The sequence below is a fragment of the Streptomyces sp. NPDC104307 genome, assembly GCF_055584045.1.
The window spans coordinates 251,032-269,154 of sequence record NZ_JBVJMU010000007.1; the positions used below are offsets into that span (position 1 = coordinate 251,032).

Below are 18,123 nucleotides of genomic sequence, written 5' to 3' on the forward strand. Positions count from 1 at the left end.
TCCCGTCCCGGCCCCCCCCGGGCGTCGTCACACGAAGATGACCACGGCCGCGATCAGCACGGCGAGCAGTCCGAGGGTGGACCCGACCACGCAGCCGGCCTGGGTCGTCCGTTCGGTGATCCGGGTCCACCAGCCCGGGGGCTGCTGCGGGGGCGACGGGGAGAGCGGTACGGGGGCGGGGGTGAGCGGGGGCGGGGGTGGTTGCTGGGTTCTGGGGGCCTGGTACGGCTGCGAGGTGTGGGTGGCCGTGTCCCGCAGGAGCTGTTGCCACAGGACGGGCGGCAGATCGGGTGCGCGGCCGCCGGGCGGGTCGGTGATGGTCTGCCGGAGCCAGCTGGCCGCGCTGGTGTGGCGGTCCCGGCTCATGCGGTGCAGCAGCTCCTGGAGATCGCGCAGATAGCGTCCGTCCCGGGCCAGCGGAGCGACGGCCCAGGTGAACAGCGCGGCCGACTGCTCGGTCAGGGCCGACCGCGGGACGGACTCCGCGCCCAGCCTGTCCCGCTTGAAGTACAGGCCGTTGCTGAGCACTTCCGCGCACAGTTCGTGGCGCATCGACTCCGGACGTGTCGAAGTCCGGCCGACGTTCCCCAGCTCGTTCAGCAGCAGCTCCAACGGTGCCTGCGGCAGCCCCTCCGCGCGCAGTTCGGCCAGCAGCTGCTCGTCGGAGAGGGCGCGCAGGCGTTCCGCGAGCGCACCGCGTCCGGCGGCGTCGCCGCGCCGGAGGCTGCGGAGAGCCTCGCGGAGCGGCGTTTCGCGGGCGGCCGCTGCGGGCGTGTAGCCGCCCGGGAGGCGCGGGTACCCGGATCCGGGCGGCTCGGCGCGGGGCGGAGGCGTGGTCGCGGCGCGGTCCGCCCATCCGGATGCCGGGTGTTCGGGCGGTGGCGGTGAGTCGTAGTCCGCCGCGGGGGCGCGGGGCAGTCCTTCTGCGGCGTAGTCCGGTTCCGGGGCGCGGGCCGGGCGTTCCGGGTCCGGTTCCGGGGCGCGGGCCGGGCGTTCCGGGTCCGGGGTGTGGGAGGGCTCGTGGATACGGGAGGGCTCCGGGTTACGGGAGGGCTCCGGGATGCGGGAGGGCTCCGGGAAGGCGTCCGGTTTCCCCGGGGTGCCCGTCGTGTCCCGGTCGCGCTCGCGGGGAGTGGCGGGGCGGGTGCCGCGTCGGTGCTCGGGGAAAAGGATCTCCTCCAGCAGGGCGCGCCGCCGCTGCCGGCCCGGAGCCGTGCCGTCCCTGGGCAGTTCGGCCAGTTGCGGGACCCCCGGGGCGGCGGCCGGGTGGGCGAGGAGGTGGTCCACCAGCCGGGCGGCCGCCGCGTGTTCGAACGTCGCCTCGCCCGCCATCCGCCCGGTGATCCGGGCCAGCGGGCCGGAGCCGCCCGCGTCCGGCTCCCAGCGCGACACGCACATCAGGCGCAGCTGATGGGTGTCGGACGTGTCGTAGGTGGCGAACGTCCAGTCCCGGCCCGGCCAGGAGCCGAACAGCCGGTACAGCCCCAGGTACACCAGCGGCACATCGTCCGGGGCGAGCCCGCCGCCCGGGTCCGTCTCGTCCGTCAGGAGCGACACCCGCTGCTCCGGATCGCGCAGCCACTCCGCGGCGACCAGGGTCAGTGTGTGCCGTACGCTCGCCAGCTGGTTCGTCATACCGGGCAGCCGTTGCGCCACCAGCGGTTCGAGCTTGGCGAGCGGCACCGGGTTGCGCTTTCCGGAGGCCTGTTCCGCGGACTCCCGGGTGCTGCCCCAGCCGCCGTGCGCGAGCCCGAGGCAGTTCTGCGCCCCCAGGGTCCGCGCGTCACCGATCAGGGCATGGCTGACCGTGCTGGGCCGGCCGCCCCGGTCCGTGGTGGGCCAGCGGCGGACGAGCATGATCCGGCCGTCGGCCGTCCGGGTGCGCACGACGCTCGGGTACGGGGCCGCCGTGCCGGACACCCACAGCAACGGGCCCAGTTCCCGGCCCAGTTCGTCGGCGAGTTCGGCCGGGCAGGAGTAGGCGACGGCCTTCATCCCGGTGCCCTGGCGGCCCTGGTTGCCCTCCCAGCGGAAGACCGCCTGGTGCACCGGGCCCGGGTCTTCGCCGCGCCGCCGGGGCCGCTGCCCGCCCTGGCCGCGCGGTCCGGCCGGGTCCCGGTGAGCGGGCCTCCGGTCGTGGAAGTCGCTCACATCGTTTCCTCTCTCGGGGAGTCACTCGCTTCCGACAGCGGTACCGCTTCCAGCGCGGGCGCCTTTCCCACCGCGAACGCCTCTGCGCCGCCCGGTACTTCGATCAGTCCGTGCATCGCGAGCAGCGACAGCAGCGGTTCCAGCACCCGGCGCGGACCGGAGCCGGCCGGGTAGCGGCCCTCGGCCTCCTGGCCGCCGGTGGCGGAGGAGACGTGCAGGGTGCACCGGCGGATCGTGTCGAACGGGCGCAGCCACGCCTGCCCGGCGAGCCGGCGCAGCAACGCGTAGACGTCGGCGCTCTCCTCGCGGGTCAGCGCGGGGTCGAGCGCGGTGGGCGCTGCCTCGCCCAGCCAGCGGTCGACGGGGGGCTGGAAGCGCAGCAGGTCGGCCTTGCCGAGCACCATCGTGGCCGCCACATCCAGGTACGGGCCGGTCTTCGGCAGCCGGTCCAGGACGGTGGCGAAGGCGAGATCGCCGTCCCGGTTCACCTCAAGGCCCAAGTGCTTTCTGGCATGGTCCAGTTGGGGCAGTGGGAGGGCGAGCGCCGGGTCGACGACGAAGACCATGGCGTCGACCCCGAGCAGGAAGCGGAGCGCGGAGTCGGTCCGTACGAGGTCCTCGCCGCCCAGGTCGAAGAAGGCGACTGGCCGCACCTGCCCCTGCGCGTCGGTGATCAGCAGGGACTCCACGAAGCGCGCGAAGCCGTCCAGGCCGACGCCGCTGGTGTGGTCGAGGACCTGGCCGTCGCGCAGCGGCTGGACCCGTTCCCGTACGAAGCGCGCGTGCTGCGCCGGGTTGACGGACTGCCACTGCAGGCCGAACGGCTCCAGGCCGCCGTCGGTGATCGCCGCGATCATCTGGGTCAGCAGATGGCTCTTGCCGGTGGAGGACTGGCCGACCATCGCGATGGTCAGCGGCTTCCCGTACGTCAGATAGGGCACCGGAATGAAGTGCTCGGGGAACTCCGGATCGGCCGTGCACTTCTGCACGGCGCCGCGCATGATGTCCTGGCGCCGCAGCGGGTTGGCGATGCCCGAGGGGTTGAGCGGCTGGTACTGCATCCTGCTGTCGGTGACGAACAGCGAGCCGAGGTCGAGCTGGATGTTCTCCAGGCAGTACGGGCATACCACCTCGCCGGCCCCCGCCCCGTCCCGCTCGTCGTCCGGTTCGGCGGCGGGCGCCTGTCGCTTGAGGCGCAGCGTCTGCTCGAACGCCTCCCGGTGCCGGCGCGATTCGTCGGCGGGTGCGTCGAGTGCGAGGCGACCGGAGGCGCCGGGTTCCAGCAGGTCGAGCAGTGCGGCGGGGGCCGGCCGGTCCCGGGCGAGCGGGGCGAAGGCGCCCCGCAGCGTCTCGGCCAGCACCCGGTGCGAGGCGAGATCGACGGGGGCCCGGTCCGCGGGGCCCGGCCGGCCGGTGACCAGCTGGTAGAGCACCTGGGCGGCGCTCCACACCCCGTCGCGGGGGTCGGTCAGCCCCTCCGCCCGGCGTTGTTCGGGCGAGCAGTAGGGCGTCCGGCCCCACCGGATCCTCGGCTGTCCGGTGCGGACCACCGCCTCCAGCCCCCAGAGCTGGAGCGAGGTGCCGTCCCACAGCACGGTGCCCGGCGAGATACCGAGGGGCACCAGGCCCTGGCCGTCCAGCAGCGTCATGGCCCGCATCAGGCCACGGGCGAGGGGCCGCAGATCGGTCGCGGACATCACGTGCGTGCGGGCGGCGGGCAGTCCGCGCGGCGGCTCGTACAGCAGGTACGGCTCCGGCGTGTCCAGCTCGTGGCCGATGATCCTCGGGAAGAGCGACGTGGCCGGCGGTTCGCGGAAGTCGCGGAGGACCCGGTACAGACGCAGGGCGGTGCCCGTCTCCCTGTCCAGCAGGGCGCGCGCCGCCGGGTTCCTGGCGTCGGCGGTGGTCAGCCACACCTGGACGCAGCTCTGGCCCCTGTCGTCGAGGATGCCGCTGCGGATCCGCTGGGGCAGCTGCGGATCGCGGCGGGACTCGCGCACGACGAGGCGGGCGGGCGTGGTGCGGCGCCCGCCCTCAGGCGTGTTGAACGAGAGCGTGGTCCGCCGCGGGCTCTCCGGATCCGCCAGGTGTGAGTGAGAGGTGCTGGTCACCGGGGGTCGCCGTCCTTCTCTTCGTACTCCAGCCAGTCGCCCGCGGGGTTGTGGGGGCTCTGGTAGGGCCGGACGTTCTCCACCACGCCCATGCGCAGCGGGGTGAGCCGGATGAGACCGGCGTAGCGGCCCGACGAGGTCCACAGCACGTCCTGCGGATGCGGCGAGCCGATGGCCCGCCAGGCCGTCTCGACCTCGCCGCGGACGGCCTGCGGTGCGAAGCGGATCCATACCGCCGCCTCGGGGTCGCGGCTGAGCAGCGTGCCCTGCTCGGGTGAGGACAGCTGCACCACGGCCCGCCGGTCCGTCTCCGCGCCGACCAGTTCGGCGAGCCCGTGCGGGTCGGTGCCCAGCAGGTTCGCGGAGCTGGTGCGGGTGCGGTGGCCGGCGGCGAACGGGGGCGGCGCCAGCACCCCGTTGCGCTGGAGGTGGTGGCGGGCAGAGGAGAGCAGCTCGCGCACCCGCTCCTCGGTGTTGCGGACGGCGCGGGTGCCGGCCTGGCCGCGTTCCACGGCGCCCCAGTACTGGTTCATCGCGACCATCGCGGCGTCGTTGAGGTCGTCGGCCAGGGTGGTGACCAGCTCGGAGCCGCCCTCCCCGGTCTCGCGGTCCAGCCAGCGCGGGGTCGCGGCCGTGCGGTCCTCCCACGGGTCCGCGGGCATGGCGGCGTTCGGCCCGCCCGCCGGCTCTTCCCAGGACGGCTCGTCCCACGCCCGCTCCTCCTGCCAGGAGTACGCGTTCGCCCAGTCGCCGTCCCCGGCGTCCTCGTAGTCGGAAGCCGTGAACGCGTCGCCCTCCAGGGCCGATGAGCTGTCCAGCCAGTCGGCAGCGGCCGGCGGGCCGGGCGCCGGTCCCGCGTGCGCCGGGGCCCGATCCGGCGCGGGGACCGCCTCGGCGTCCGCGGCGGCCGCCGTCGCCCGCAGCATCCCGGCGACGGACCGTGCCGCGTCCGCGCAGTACAGCCGCTCCTCCGCCGCCCAGTGCTCACGGACCACCTCGGCCAGCAGCCCGTCGAGCCCGTCCAGGGCCCGGCGCAGCGCCGCCGCCCCCCGGCCCGCGGCCCAGTAGGCGGCCGCCGCGTCCCAGAGTCTGCGGGCCGTCTCCACCGCGAGGACGGCCCCCACCAGCAACCCGGCGGTGCTCAGCCAGAGCGGCGGATCGGTCGCGTACGCGATGACCAGCCCGGCCGCGGCGCCGCAGAGCGCCCCGACCCGGGGCCCGGCCGCGCGGTGGGCCGCCGGCTCGTCGCGGAGCCGGGACGCGCCGAGCCCGGCCATGCCGAAGAACACCACCGGGACGATGACCGCGAGCAGCGCGAGGGGCCACTGCCACAGCGCGCCGAGGGCCCCCGCCACGGCCGCCAGGGCGGTCGCCGCCGGACCGGTGACGAAATCGGGCAACGGTCCGCCACGCGTCCCGGACCGCCGGGCCACGGCCGCTGCGGAGTGATCGGCCAGCTTCGGCAGCAGCGCGGAGCCGGGGACCGGCTCTACCTGCCCGGCCAGCCCGGTGAAGCGCTGGGCCACCGCGCGCAGCGCCAGCTTCTGGCCCATCAGCTTGCCCGCGAACTCCCGCAGCCCCTCACCGATCCGCTCGCCCACCCCCTCTGCCGACGGCACCCGCAGCCCGAGGGCCGAGAGCCGGGCCGCCGCCTCCGCGGCCGAGCGCGCCGTGCCGGAGCCGCCGTCGCTGTGCAGGGCGTTGGTGACGAGCTCCCGGTACTGGCCGAGCGCCTCGCGGGCCTGGTCGAGATCCGCCTCGAACGCCTCCCGGTGCGAGGCCCGCAACAGCCCGGTCAGGGAGCGCAGTTCGGACAGGGTGGACCGGGCCTGGTCCAGGGCCAGCGCGCACGAGCCGTACGCGCTGTCCGCCATCCCGCCCGGCTCCCGGTGCCGCTGGTCGCGGCCCGTCCTGCCGGTGGCGAGCCCCCGCAGCGGCTCCGGGAGATCGGCGCCGGACCACGCGGCCACCGGCAGCTCCGCCCCCGGCTCTGGGTCCTCGCCCGCGAACCGCCGCAGCGCGTCGCGCCAGGCCCGGTCCCGTACGTCCGGGGGCAGGTCCTGCTCCAGCAGCCGCACCCCGGGCGTTCCGACGGCCTCCGGCAGCGAGCCGAGGTCTTCGAGGACCCGCAGGAAGACGTCAGGGACCGACAGCAGGTCCACCAGGACGGCCAGGGCGTCCGGTTCGTCGGGCGCGGGCTGTTCCAGCGCGGTGCGGGCGGAGCGCAGATCGCCCGCCCACAGCAGGGCGATCCCGGAGGACCGCAGTATCGACGGCCGTTCCAGCCGCCGGTCCGGCTGGAACGCCTCGTCCTCACCGGCGTACGAACCGGGCGCACTGCCCACCAGCAGGACGAGCATCCTGACCTCGCCCACGGCGCGGTAGGTGGTGAGCAGCTCGTACTGGCGCTGGTGGTCGGTCAGTCCGGCCGGGGTGTCGACCACCAGGAACAGCGGGTAATCCGGCTCCGGCAGCCCGGCGAGGCCCAGCTGCCGGGCGACCTTGGCCCGCAGCGGAGCGGCGGCGTCGAGCGCGGCGGCGCCGCTGCGCAGGTCCAGGTGGATGACGGTGGCGACGTCCTCGTGCGTGATCACTCCGCATCACCGTCCAGGAACCCGCGCCGGTAGCGGTCACCGTCGTCGTCGTGGTCCCGGTGCGTGCTCCGGCCGCGGGAGTCCCTGTCCTTGTCCCAGGGCGCCGGCCTGTCGGTACGGTCCTGCGGCGGGGTGCGCCAGGAGCCGCCGCCGGCCACATCGTCGTCCGGGTCCTCCGCCAGCGGGTCGTACGGCTCGCGGTCCCGGTCCCGGTCCCGGTCCCGGTACGGCTCTCGGCTGCGGTCCCGGTAGGGCTCGCGGTCCGGCCGTGCGGAGGGCTCGGGCTCGGGGTACGGCTCGGGCTCGCGCCGGGAGGCGCGTTCCGGGTACGGCTCGGGTTCGCGCCGGGGGGCGCGTTCGGGCTCGGGGTACGGCTCGCGGTCCCGGTACGCCGCGCTGTCACCGCCACCGCCGCTAGCGCCGCCGCCACCGCTCAGGGAGGCCGCGTAGCCGCTGGAGGCACCCGGTGCGGTGCCCCAGTCGTCGTCATCGGCCACCGGGCGCCGGGGCTCCGGGAACTCCTTGTGGGCCCGTGGCTTCGGCGTACCGCCGCGCACGTGCTCCAGCAGGGTGCGCAGGGTCGGCTGCACCGCGCGCTGGTCCCCGAACTCGGCGTCCAGCGCGGCCGGCAGCGTCTCCGCCCAGAACTCCCACAGCGGCCGGACCCAGCCCTCGACCCGTTCGCCGCCCCGCTCCCTGCGCTCGGCCAGCAGCTCCAGCTGGTGCGGGGCGATCTTCTCGACCAGCTCGACGAAGAGCGGATGCGGATCGCTGCCGGTCCTGGCCAGGCCCAGCGGCTGGGCGCTCATCAGCCCCTGGCAGTAGTCCTCGACGGTCCGCTCGTCGTCGAGAACGGTCCAGCGCTCGTACGCCCGCAGCAGCTCCGCCCAGCTCGACACCCCGCCGGGGAAGTCACCGAGCCGCAGCCGGACCCCGGGCACGCTCGGGCCCGTCTCCGGGAACAGCCGCAGCCGCACCCGGTCCGGCGACGCGGGGTCACCGTCCACGACGTCCACCTGGCCGTTCCACATGCAGCACAGCAACCGGTGCAGGATCGTGCGGCGGTCCTCCTCGCCGCTCACCATCCAGCTGTCGCGGTAACCGAGCCGCTGGCGCCAGCGCAGCACGTCCTGGGCCTGCTCGGACTCCTTCGCCCTGGCCCACTGACGCAGCACCTTGCGGGCCTCCGGCACCTGGGTGAGGCTCATCTCGCTGCGGAACAGGACCACCGTGATGGAGTCGCTCTCCACGCCCCGGTAGTCCACCGAGTTCTTCGCGTCGGAGGGCAGCCGCAGCGTCTTGCCGAGGTACTCCTTCACCTCGTCCACGGCCTGCACCCGGGGGTGGGTGACCAGGGCCCGCAGCGGTCCGGTGCCCTCCGGAGTGAAGCCCACCGGCAGCAGTCCGGTGAGTTTCCGGCCGAACAGGTCGAGGGCCTCCTTGCTGACCTGGTCCGTGGCGTCCGCGTCACCCGCCGCGGCGGCCAGCAGGGTGCCCATCGAGGGCAGCAGCGGCCGCTCCTCCAGCTGTTCGCCGCTCTCCGCGAACAGCCGGGTGATCCGGCCCTCCAACTGTGCCTTGACGACGGCGACGGCGCGGTCCGGGCTGCGCCGGCTGAGTGTGTGCACCTGGCGCCAGGTGTCCCCGTCGATCATCTTGAGCAGCAGCGCGGCCTCGTCGTCGTGCTCCCGCAGCCCCTCCCGGCGGATCAGCCGGGTGACCAGGTCCTCGTAGAAGTGGTTGAGGGTGCGCTGGGGCGGCAGCAGGTACGAGACGCCGGTGCGGTCCTCGTACAGTTCGTGGCCCTTGCGCTCCGACTCCTTGCGCTCCTGGTCGGAGTGTTTGCGGAAGGCGTTCACCAGGCGGCCCAGATCGGTGCCCGCGGTGTCCGCGTGGGACTGCCAGCGCTGCTGCTGCTCGCGCCAGGCCTCGTGCCAGACGGTGCGGCTGCGCCACTGGTACCACCGGTCCTGCGCCCGGAGCGCGTCCTGCACGTCGTCGTCGCCCCAGCGCGCCGGGGACATCCCCGCCAGCCGGCCCTTGATCCGGGGGTTCTTGGGCGGCTGCTCGGTCACCCCCTGCGGGCGCGGGGGTGAGCCGGCCCGGCTGTTGAGCATGCCGAGGAAGCCGAGCCGGGCGATCCGCTCGTCGGCGCCGGGGACGCCCCGTACGACGCGTTCGGCCAGGAACGGGTCCACGGTCTGGAGGAGTTTGTCGATGGCGGGGCGCGGCGAGAACCGGTCGGCCATCGAGGCGGCCTGCCGGTCGGCCTTGAACTGGAGGTCGGACAGCAGCCGCTGCATGTCCGCGCTGCGCTCCGCCAGCGCCTGCTCGATGGCCTTGCTGCCGCGCGGCAGCGGGTCGGGCTCCGGCACGTCCAGCTGCTTGCGTTCCCACAGCTCTTCGAGCTGGGCGTCGGTGAACAGCTGCCGGATCAGCGGCACCGCGCTCTCCCGCAGCGTGGCGCGCGGCCGTTCGACCAGGTCCGTGACCGCCTTGCGGAGCAGCCGGCCGGCCACCAGATCGGCCAGCTGGTCCATCGGCGCGGTCATGGAGGCCACCAGGCTGGTGGAGACGCCCTGTCTGCCGATCCCGGTCGGGGACACGGCGCCGCGCTGCACCCCTTTGTTGATGAAGCTCGCGGCGAACGTCTGGAAGTCGTCGTCCGCCGCCGTCGCCCGGCCCCGGGTGCGCCCGTCGCCCAGCTCGGTGCCGACCAGCGACATCACCAGGGAGACGATGGAGCGGCGCAGGTCGTCCTGGCGGATGCCCGCGGTCGGGCTGAACAGGAACGCGGTGGGCAGGATGCCGGTCCGCAGCCGGATCGGCGTCATGCCGGGGTAGCGGACGCCGATCCCGGGGCTGTGGTCCAGGTCGCCGATCTCCTCGCCCTCCGTCGGCGCGTTCTGCCCGTCCACCAGCCGGAACAGGTCGACCAGGGCGCGGGCCGCGTTGAGTTCCGCCTCCCGGCCGCCACCGCCGGACGCGGAGAAGGAGGACGGCATCACGACCAGCGGGTAGATCTTCACCCCGTCGAAACGGCGCAGCTGGAACGCGTAGTTGATCAGGTGCAGGTAGTCCAGGAAGATCCCGGCGCCGGTGCCGCCGGCCACCGAGAAGGCGACGAACACATCGCAGCCGGTGGCCTTGCCGCCGCCGAGTTCGGCCAGCTCACCGGCGGACCTGGCGATCGCGTCGATCGCCTGGAGCAGCGGTTCCAGTACCGGGGCCAGGCTGTGCCGGAGCGTCGCGAAGAGCGCGGCCCGGCCGACGGTGGGCAGCTGGCCCGCACCGTTGTGCAGCGGGGTGACCTTCGGTTCGTCGGTGCGCGGCGGCAGCCAGTCGGAGACCTCGTCGCGCAGGCTGGCCCGCAGCATCTTGGTGACTTCGGGCGAACTGTCGAAGTTGGGCAGCAGGTTGTGGGTGGCCCGGGAGGTGCGGGCGTACGCGGCCCGCAACGACGGGTCCACGTTGAACTGCGGCAGCCGTTGCAGGTCGGACTCGCTGTAGTCCGCGTACACGAACTGCAGGCAGTCCGGCAGCTGGTAGGGGGCGTGGCCGCCCAGGTGGCTGAGCGCGACACCGTCCGGACCGCACAGTTCGGCGCGCAGCTTGCGCTCCAGTTCCGCGCCGACCAGACCACCGGTGCCGCCCAGTCCGACGAAGAGCATCGGCTGGAAGATCTTCATGTTTTCCTCCCCGCTTCCGGCCGGTGTGACAGCCGGTTCGTCCTCGGTACGTCCGTACGTCCTCGATACGTCCATGGGCCCCGTGCGCCGGGGGCGGGTTTCCGGCGCACCGGCCCGCCCCCGCACGTCACAGGTACGTGTCGTCGTAGCTGTTCGCGCCCCCGTCCGCGGCAGCCGGCGCGGACGGGCCCGCGGCGGGGGTTCCCGGCGGGGTGCCGAGGGCCAGGCTCAGGGTGTCCGTGAGCTCGACCCGGCCCTGGACGGGCAGCCTGGTCCGCCCGCTGCCGCGCTTGCGCAGTACGGCTCCGCCCTCGGGGCTGCGCTGGACGGCGTACTGGCCGTGGGTGCGGCGCTCGATGCGCGGGCTGCGGTGGGGTTCCACCACGGCGAACTCGTACCACTGCTTGTGCCCGTGCCCGGCCGGGTGCTCGCTGAGGATGTCGCCCTGCGCGGAGACCAGTTGGAGCACCAGGCCGAACGGGTCCCGGCGGCGGCGGCGCTGCGCGCGCCAGGCGACGACCGCCACGGCGACGAGTACGAGCAGCACGGCGCCCGCCATGAACGCCCACCAGTACCTGGCCCAGATGCCGGGCTCCGGCGTCACCCGCACCGACAGCGGGGACTGCACCAGCGTGCGGCGCGAGTCCGTTTCGTCGACGACCGTCAGGGTGCCGCCCAGCGACAGCCCGTCGTCGCCGAGCCGGGCCCCGAAGACGTCTGCGGGGGCTACCTCGACGCTCACCTTCCGGGTTCCGGTCTCGCCGGGTTTCAGCACGATCCGCGCCGGTTCGACCGTGAGCATGTCGCGGCCGATGTCGGCGACGGACAGCCGCAGGGTGTGCGCGGTGTCGCTGGTGTTGTGCACCGACAGGGTGCCGTCGACGGTGGCGCCCGGATGGACGTCGGCGGCGGGCATGGTGAGCCCGGCGACGACGGCCGGCTCGCCCGGCGGGACCTCGCCGCTCTCGCTGCGGACGTCGGCGGTGAGCCCGGAGGCGGTCAGCGTGCCGGTCACCTTCAGCGCCCCGTCGGCCTCCTTCGGGACCTGCACGGTTCCGGTGAAGGAGCCGTCGCCCTTCTCTGGGTCGGCTCCCGTGCCGTCGTCGTTGAGGGTGAGTGCCACCGGCTCGAAACCGTCACCGGTCAGCTGGCTCTTCACCTGGAGGCCCTCGTAGTCGCGTGGGTCCTTGATCTCGTAGCCCTCGCGGGTCTGGAGCCGGATGGCCACCTTCGTCTTCTGCCCGGCCTGCGGGGACGGCGGGTCCATCGCGATGGACCCGCGCAGCTCGCCGTGCCAGAGCACGCTGACGCCGACGGGCAGCGAGCGGTGCCCCTCGGGTGCCTCGACCTTCACCTTCCAGACGCCGGGCACCGGGTCGGTGATCTTCAGCGCCTCCACGGTGGAGCCGGACCCCGCCAGCTCGAACCCCGACTTGCGGTACGTGCCCGAGGTGGGCACCTTGTGGCCGCTCGGGTCGAAGTAGGTCGCCGTCACCTCGGGATCGCCCTTGTCGACCACGATGCTGCCCACGGTCGCCAGCGGCGAGACACCGATCTCCAGTGTGGTGGGCGGCCGGTCACTGGGGCCCCGGCTGTAGCGCAGGCAGTGGGCCGCGGCGAAGATCTTCTCCAGCATCGGGCCGACGTCCTTCGCCCCGGAGACCTTGCCGGCCTTCGGGCGCGCGGAGGGCAGCTCGACACAGCCCTTCTGGTAGCCGCCCGCCGCGATCCGGTCGAGCTGCGCCTTGTCCGGGGCCGAGCCGAAGCCCAGCGGCCAGACCTGGACCTGCTGGGCGGCGGCCTCCTTGAGCGCCGCGGTCAGCTGCCGCTCGCCCTCGGCCGCGCGGTGCGCCTCGCCGCCGTACTTCTCGCTGTCGCTGACGTCCATCCGGCCGTCGGTGAGGAGGAACAGCACGCGGGGGACCGACGGGTCGGTGCCGGTGCTCAGATCGTGCACCCCCTGGCGTATCGCGCTCGGGAAGTCCGTGCCGGTGCCCTCGCTCTTCTTGCGGCTGCGCAGCCTGCCGACGCACGCGCCGATCGACTCGCGCCCCGCCGCGTCCAGTTGGGTACGCGGGCACACCGGGTCCACCGCCCGCTGGTCACCGGTCTCGGCGGCGGCGAAGCCGAACACGGTGACGTTCGAGGACGCCGAGACGTCACCGACCGCGATCCGCGAGGCGGCGGCCTTCTCCGCCTTCATGTCCGCGGCCGCCAGACTGGCGGACTCGTCCACGCCGACCGCGTAGTTGACCGCCGCGGAGGCCGGTTCGGACGCGGCCGCCGGCACCGGATCATGACCGGCGGGTGACAACAGGGAAGCGAGCACGGCGGCGCCGCCCAGCGCGCAACACACGCCCCGGCGCAGCCGGCCCCTTCCTGTCCGCCGTCCTGCCCTGACTCTTCCCACGGCCGTCCCCTTATTCAGTCTCTGTCGGTTCTGCGTGATGTGCGTCGCGCGGTGGCACGCACGCTGCTGGAGCCCGGTCAGCGCGCGATCAGGCTCCAGCCCATGGCGAGGGCCGCCGCCGGCGCCAGCGTGCCGACGCCCCAGCGGATCGCCCGGTACTTCGCGGCCAGGATCGAGCTGACGTCGACGGCCTGGACGAGCAGCCACCTGGCCGGATCGCGCCCGGCCTCCGCGACCTCCGCGGACAGCCGCACCAGGTCGTACGGGGCGAGCAGATCCCCGAAGTACGTCACCCCGCGCCCGCTGCGCACCGTGCCGGTACGTGGCATGAGCGCCCGGACCAGCGCGGTCACCGCGATGATCCAGAGCACCCCGGCCGCGACCAGCGCGGCGTCCGCCGGCCCCCGCCAGTCGGGCGCCCCGTGACGTCCGATCAGGAAGGCCGGCAGCGCCAGTGCCCCGGAGAGGAGCACCGCCGCCTTGGAGTCGGCCCGGCCGAGGTCCTCCCGGACCGTGCCGAGCAGCCGTTCGGCGATGCGTTCCCCCGTCCGGTCGTCGCCGTGCGGCCCCCCGCCCTGCACGGTGACGACCGGATCGGGGGAGGTCCGTGCCCCGCCGTCGGCGGTCATCAGTCCTCCTCCGCCCAGGACCATCCGTCGTCGGCGTCCCGGCTGCGGCGGCGAGGAGGCTCCGGTGCCCGGCCCGCCGGCTCCCTCGGATCCGGCCGCCGCCTTCGCGGAGCGGGCGGCTCCTCCTCCGTCAGCCAGTCGGGGGAGTACGGTTCCGCGTCCCCCGGCTCCAGCTCCGGGGCCGGGGGACGGCGGTGGGCGGGCAGCGAGCCGACGGGGCCCTGCACGGGCCGGCGGCCCCGGTTGAGGAGGGCGAGTGCCTGCGTCTCAAGCTCGTTGGACTGGATCTGGCCGCTGTCGACCATGTCGAAGAGCCGCTCGACCCGGTCCTTCTCGTCCTGCCGGCCCTCCTGGCGGATCTTCTCCAGGAAGTCCTTGGCCGCCTCGGGCTCAGCGGCCAGCATGTAGCTGAGCTGGTCCAGTTCGCCGCCCCGGAGCATGGCCCGGAACTTCTCCTGGTGCACCCGGGTCACCTCTGCGGAGGCGTGCGCCTCCCGGATGTCGTCCATGTGCGTGATCGTCCGGTCGTCCATCCGCATCCTGACGTACAGCCGTACGCGCAGGCCCAGATCGGAGCCGAGATCGTCCCAGCGCCCACCGGCACAGTGACTGGTGATGGCGCGGTTGGCCTGCTCCGCCTCGGCCACCGGGAAGTCCGACGACACCTCGCGCAGCCGCTCCAGGATCGGGGCGGTGAGCCGTTTGGCGACATCGGTGACCACCTCTGTGGCGGCCAGGTGCGGGTCCGTCACGGTCCAGTGGATGTCGATCTCGACCTTGAAGAACGAGGCACCGCCCTTCGCGGGCAGCTCCATCTTCAGCGTCGTCTCGTACGTGCCGAGCGCGATCTCGCACACGGTGTGCGCCCTGGCCAGCGGCCGTTTGTCGAAGTGCTCGATCCCGGAGGCGGTGGCCACGCTGTAGCCGCCCTTCCGGTAGAACAGCACCGATGCCGTGCGGGCACTCGTCTGCCGGAACACCCCGGTGGGCGCGTACTCCCGCAGCAGCGGGCCCGCCGGTGCCGGGCCGTCCTTCTTGTCAGCCATTCCGCTCCTCCTCGCCCGTCCGGTCCCGCGGCGGCGCGGCGAGCCACCACAGTTCGCGCGCCTTCGTGTCTGGGAGCCGGTTCTCGGGGTCGTTCATCATCCGGCGCAGCAGCCAGTCCAGCCGCCGCCTGTCCTGCTCCCCGGCCATCAGCACGGGCAGCAGTGCCGCCAGTCCCGGTCGTGCCCGTTCGGAGCCGTTCTCGCGGACGGCCGAGCGCAGCAAGGACTCCAGGGCGTCCATCGCCACGTCGCTCGACCGTGCGGTGTTCAGGGCGGTCCACATCAAGTCGGCCATCGGGCGCACCAGTTCGGGGCGCGAGGCGGCGAGGGCGAGCGACAGCGGCCGGTCGCCCCGGTCCCGGAGGTCCCCGAGCGGGGAACCGGCGGCGTCGAACAGCACCTCGTCGACGGAGGTGACCATCAGCCGGACGGCGGTGACCAGTCCGAGGTCCTGGTACGTCACCAGCTTGTGGCGCGTCCAGTCGGTCATCCGGCGCAGCACCCGGGCCCCGTCCGGGAGCGCCAGCAGCCGTACGACGTTGAGCGAGGCGACCGCCATCTGCTCGCCCTCGTCCCGGACCCCGATGCGGGCCAGGGCGTCCAGGGTGTCGTCCGTGGTGGCCGCGGCGTTGCCGTACCCGAGGGCCATCGCCGCGGACCAGCGCAGCGAATCCGTCCCGTGCCGGCCCCAGTCGTCGACGAGCTTGCGGACCGCCTTGCGGTGCGAGGCGTGCCCGGCCGCCTGGTCCATCATGGTGGCCGCGAAGAACCTGCGGCGCGCGGTGGACGCCTCGGCCAGCGGCCCGACCAGCTCCGCGTAGCCGTGGTCGAAGTCCTGAACGCACAGCTCCCCGGCGGCGACCGCCGCGCGCATCCACACCTGCGGCCGGGGGTCGTCCGCCAGCAGCCGCAGCCAGCGCACGATCGGTGCGCGGGCCGGGAAGTGCCGGTCCCAGACCTCGGTCAGCACCGCGCCGGGCAGGGCGGAACCCCGGTACCAGATCAGCCGGGCCGTCACCTCCGCACCGGCCACCTCCACCCGGCCGGTCTTCAGCCTGGCGCGGGAGAGCGCCAGATCGGAGTCCGGGTCGTCGCAGAACAGCGGCCTGGCCGGGGTGTTGTCCGGGTCGCTCTGGACGGACAGCTCCCAGGTCAGCAGATGGGCCGCGGCGGCAACGGCGCTGTGCGAGGCGCCGCCCAGCACGGCGAGTGCGATACGGAACGCCACCGGGTGGAACAGCGCCGCCGCCCGCCCGTTGGTGCCCTCCGCGTCGTCCGGCAGCGCGGCGAGTGCCCGGTCCACCCCGGCGAACCACTCCTGGGCCTGCTCGGCGGCCAGGCTCCGGCAGCCGGCCAGCAACTCCTCGTAGGAGACGCTCCCCAGCACGTGCCCCGCCAGCAGCGCGGCGTACAGCTCGGCCTCCGCAGGGCGCAGGTCCTCCAGCCCGACCGCGTCGCGGACCGCCTCGCGCTCCGCCAGTTCCTCGGCGCGCGCCAGGAGTTCCGTGGTGGACGGGGAGCCTTCCGCAGCCGCGTCCGCACGGTCATCGAGCCGTTCCCGGAGCCGGGTGGTGAGGAGTTCCTGGGTGGGCGCGGGCGGGCAGAGCATCCCGTACCGGCCGGCCAGCAGCGGGTTCGCGGCGGAGCCGACCGTCACCACGACGACCGCGAAGGACCGGCAGCCGGCCAGGGCCGCGGCCAGCCGGTCCAGGTCGATCTCGTCGGGCGGCAGCACACCGGGCCGGTTGAGGGAGAGCTCCAGCAGGTACCCGGTGCCGGGCCGTGCCTCCTCGCCCCCCAGGGAGTCGGCCAGGTGCCGCACCCCGCCGTCCGGATCGACCCGGCACACCCGGGCTTCGGACGGGGTCCCGGTGTCCGGGTCCGAGCCCGTATGCGCGTCCGTCACCTCGGAGTTGGTGACGTCGTCCAGCAGTGAGAGCGCCGTACTGGTACGGCCGGTGCCGGGCGCTGCGCCGAGGACCAGCAGCCGCCGCGCGGTGAGCGCGTTGCGCAGCCGCCGGTATCCGTCGGGCGCCACATGGGCCCGGCGGAGCCTGCGCAGCTCCTCCGCGGGTACGGGCCCGCTGCGCATGCCCGCACGGCGCGGGTCCAACTGGACGTAGGTGTCACCGATATGGGCGCGGCCGATGTGCGTACGGTCGAAGCTGTGCAGGTCCCGGCCACTGCTGAACATCTGCCGGGCGTCGCCGTGGGTCCGCGAGGCGGCGGCGAGGCTGGTGGCACCACCCTCGCCCTGCTCCTCCGCGAGGGGGTTGCGGGTGTGCTCCCTGAACCGCCCGGCGGCCCGCTCCCGTTCCGACTCCTTCTCGTCCGCGTCGTCGTCGGACTCCCTATCGCTGTTGCCGTCGTCCTTCGGCTCTTCGGGGGAGGGCTTGCCGTCCTTGCCCTTCTCCTTCTCCCCGCGCTTCTCCCGGTCCCCGCCCCTTTCTCTTTCCTTCTCCCTGTCCTTGCCCCGGCCGCCGTCCCTGTCGACGGCTTCTGGGGGCGCGTTGTCCGGGGGGCCGTCCGCCTGTTCCTCGTCGCTCACGGGGATCAGCCCTTCCGACGGCCGGCGTCGCCGGTGGTACGGCCGATGTGCACGGGCTGCTGGTAGACGTTGCCGGAGTGCTGGGACATGTCGCCCTGTACGTGGTAGCGAGCGCCGAGTTCACCGACGTCACTGGGGTCATCGACGTCACCGGGGTCGAAGGTGCGGTCTGCGTCGTCCGCGTCATTCACGTCGTCCGCGTCGTTCACGTCGCTGATATCTGTATCGCCCGCGTCCGGGCGGGCGGCCGGGGCGACGGGCATGTCCGGGGCGGGCCGTCCGGGAAGGTGGAACCAGGCGGTGACCGGGCCCTCCTTGAGCTCCAGCCGGGCGGCGGAGTAGCGGGCGGGCTCGATGAACTTGCCGCCGCCGCTGACCACGTCCTCGTACAGCGAACCGGAGACGGCCAGCACGAGATCGGCCCGCTCGGCGTCCAGCAACTGCCGGGCGACGGTGGAGTCGGCGAGGCGGCAGGCGAGGTCGACGGCGCGTCCGGCGATGCCCCGGTCGTCGTGCCGGACCGGCCCGACGTGCATGCCCACCCGCAGCCCCAGGGGTACGCGCAGGGCGCGGTTCTCGTCCCGCAGCTTCTCGTGGACCTCCACCATCCACAGGCCGAGCAGTCTGGAGACCGGGACCTGTCCGGACACCGAGACCAGCACGCCGTCGCCCCTGTCCTCCAGGTGCAGGGAGTCCCGCGCGACCTTGGTGTGGGTGAACGCCGTCTCCAGGACCCGGTAGATCCGGGCACGCATCCGGGTCTTCTCGATGTCGTCGTACTCGCCGGAACGTCTGGCGTCGACGCTGATCACCAGCTCGTAGCGCGCTTCGGCGACATCCGTCACGTCGTGGTCCACCTCGTGCCCCTGTTCCTGGTCGCTGTGCCGTCCCCCATCAGCCTCGGGCCCGGGACGAGGGCCGTCTGTAGTCGTTTACACACGACAG

9 protein-coding genes are annotated in these 18,123 nt (G+C 73.9%); all 9 read right to left on the reverse strand.

The features are described 5' to 3' along the window. Positions 1–27: 27 nt before the first annotated feature. The 9 genes from ACZ601_RS20585 to ACZ601_RS20625 all read right to left on the reverse strand — a co-directional run bounded on the left by ACZ601_RS20585 (position 28) and on the right by ACZ601_RS20625 (position 18,035). Positions 28–2,151 carry a hypothetical protein gene (locus ACZ601_RS20585; RefSeq protein ID WP_469539890.1) on the reverse strand — a complete coding sequence of 708 codons (2,124 nt, stop codon included), beginning with the start codon at positions 2,149–2,151 and terminating at the stop codon, positions 28–30. Next, positions 2,148–4,262 carry a serine/threonine-protein kinase gene (locus ACZ601_RS20590; protein ID WP_469539894.1) on the reverse strand — a complete coding sequence of 705 codons (2,115 nt, stop codon included), beginning with the start codon at positions 4,260–4,262 and terminating at the stop codon, positions 2,148–2,150. The genes ACZ601_RS20585 and ACZ601_RS20590 overlap by 4 nt, the downstream gene beginning before the upstream one ends. Then, the gene (locus ACZ601_RS20595; protein WP_469539896.1) at positions 4,259–6,856 is read right to left on the reverse strand and encodes a hypothetical protein; all 2,598 of its coding nucleotides are present in this window, start codon (positions 6,854–6,856) and stop codon (positions 4,259–4,261) included. The genes ACZ601_RS20590 and ACZ601_RS20595 overlap by 4 nt, the downstream gene beginning before the upstream one ends. Then, positions 6,853–10,545: a tubulin-like doman-containing protein gene (locus ACZ601_RS20600; RefSeq protein ID WP_469539899.1), complete on the reverse strand. Its 3,693-nt coding sequence runs from the start codon at positions 10,543–10,545 to the stop codon at positions 6,853–6,855. Before ACZ601_RS20600 ends, ACZ601_RS20595 begins: the two co-directional genes overlap by 4 nt. Before the next feature lie 127 nt (positions 10,546–10,672). Beyond that, positions 10,673–12,955: a VWA domain-containing protein gene (locus tag ACZ601_RS20605; RefSeq protein WP_469539902.1), complete on the reverse strand. Its 2,283-nt coding sequence runs from the start codon at positions 12,953–12,955 to the stop codon at positions 10,673–10,675. Positions 12,956–13,032: 77 nt separating this feature from the next. Continuing rightward, positions 13,033–13,584: a Pycsar system effector family protein gene (locus ACZ601_RS20610; protein WP_440578062.1), complete on the reverse strand. Its 552-nt coding sequence runs from the start codon at positions 13,582–13,584 to the stop codon at positions 13,033–13,035. Next, the gene (locus ACZ601_RS20615) at positions 13,584–14,630 is read right to left on the reverse strand and encodes a hypothetical protein (protein ID WP_469539904.1); all 1,047 of its coding nucleotides are present in this window, start codon (positions 14,628–14,630) and stop codon (positions 13,584–13,586) included. The genes ACZ601_RS20610 and ACZ601_RS20615 overlap by 1 nt, the downstream gene beginning before the upstream one ends. Beyond that, positions 14,623–17,178 carry a hypothetical protein gene (locus ACZ601_RS20620; protein WP_469539906.1) on the reverse strand — a complete coding sequence of 852 codons (2,556 nt, stop codon included), beginning with the start codon at positions 17,176–17,178 and terminating at the stop codon, positions 14,623–14,625. Before ACZ601_RS20620 ends, ACZ601_RS20615 begins: the two co-directional genes overlap by 8 nt. Positions 17,179–17,183: 5 nt before the next feature. Then, the gene (locus tag ACZ601_RS20625; protein WP_469539908.1) at positions 17,184–18,035 is read right to left on the reverse strand and encodes a nucleotidyl cyclase domain-containing protein; all 852 of its coding nucleotides are present in this window, start codon (positions 18,033–18,035) and stop codon (positions 17,184–17,186) included. Positions 18,036–18,123: the final 88 nt, after the last annotated feature.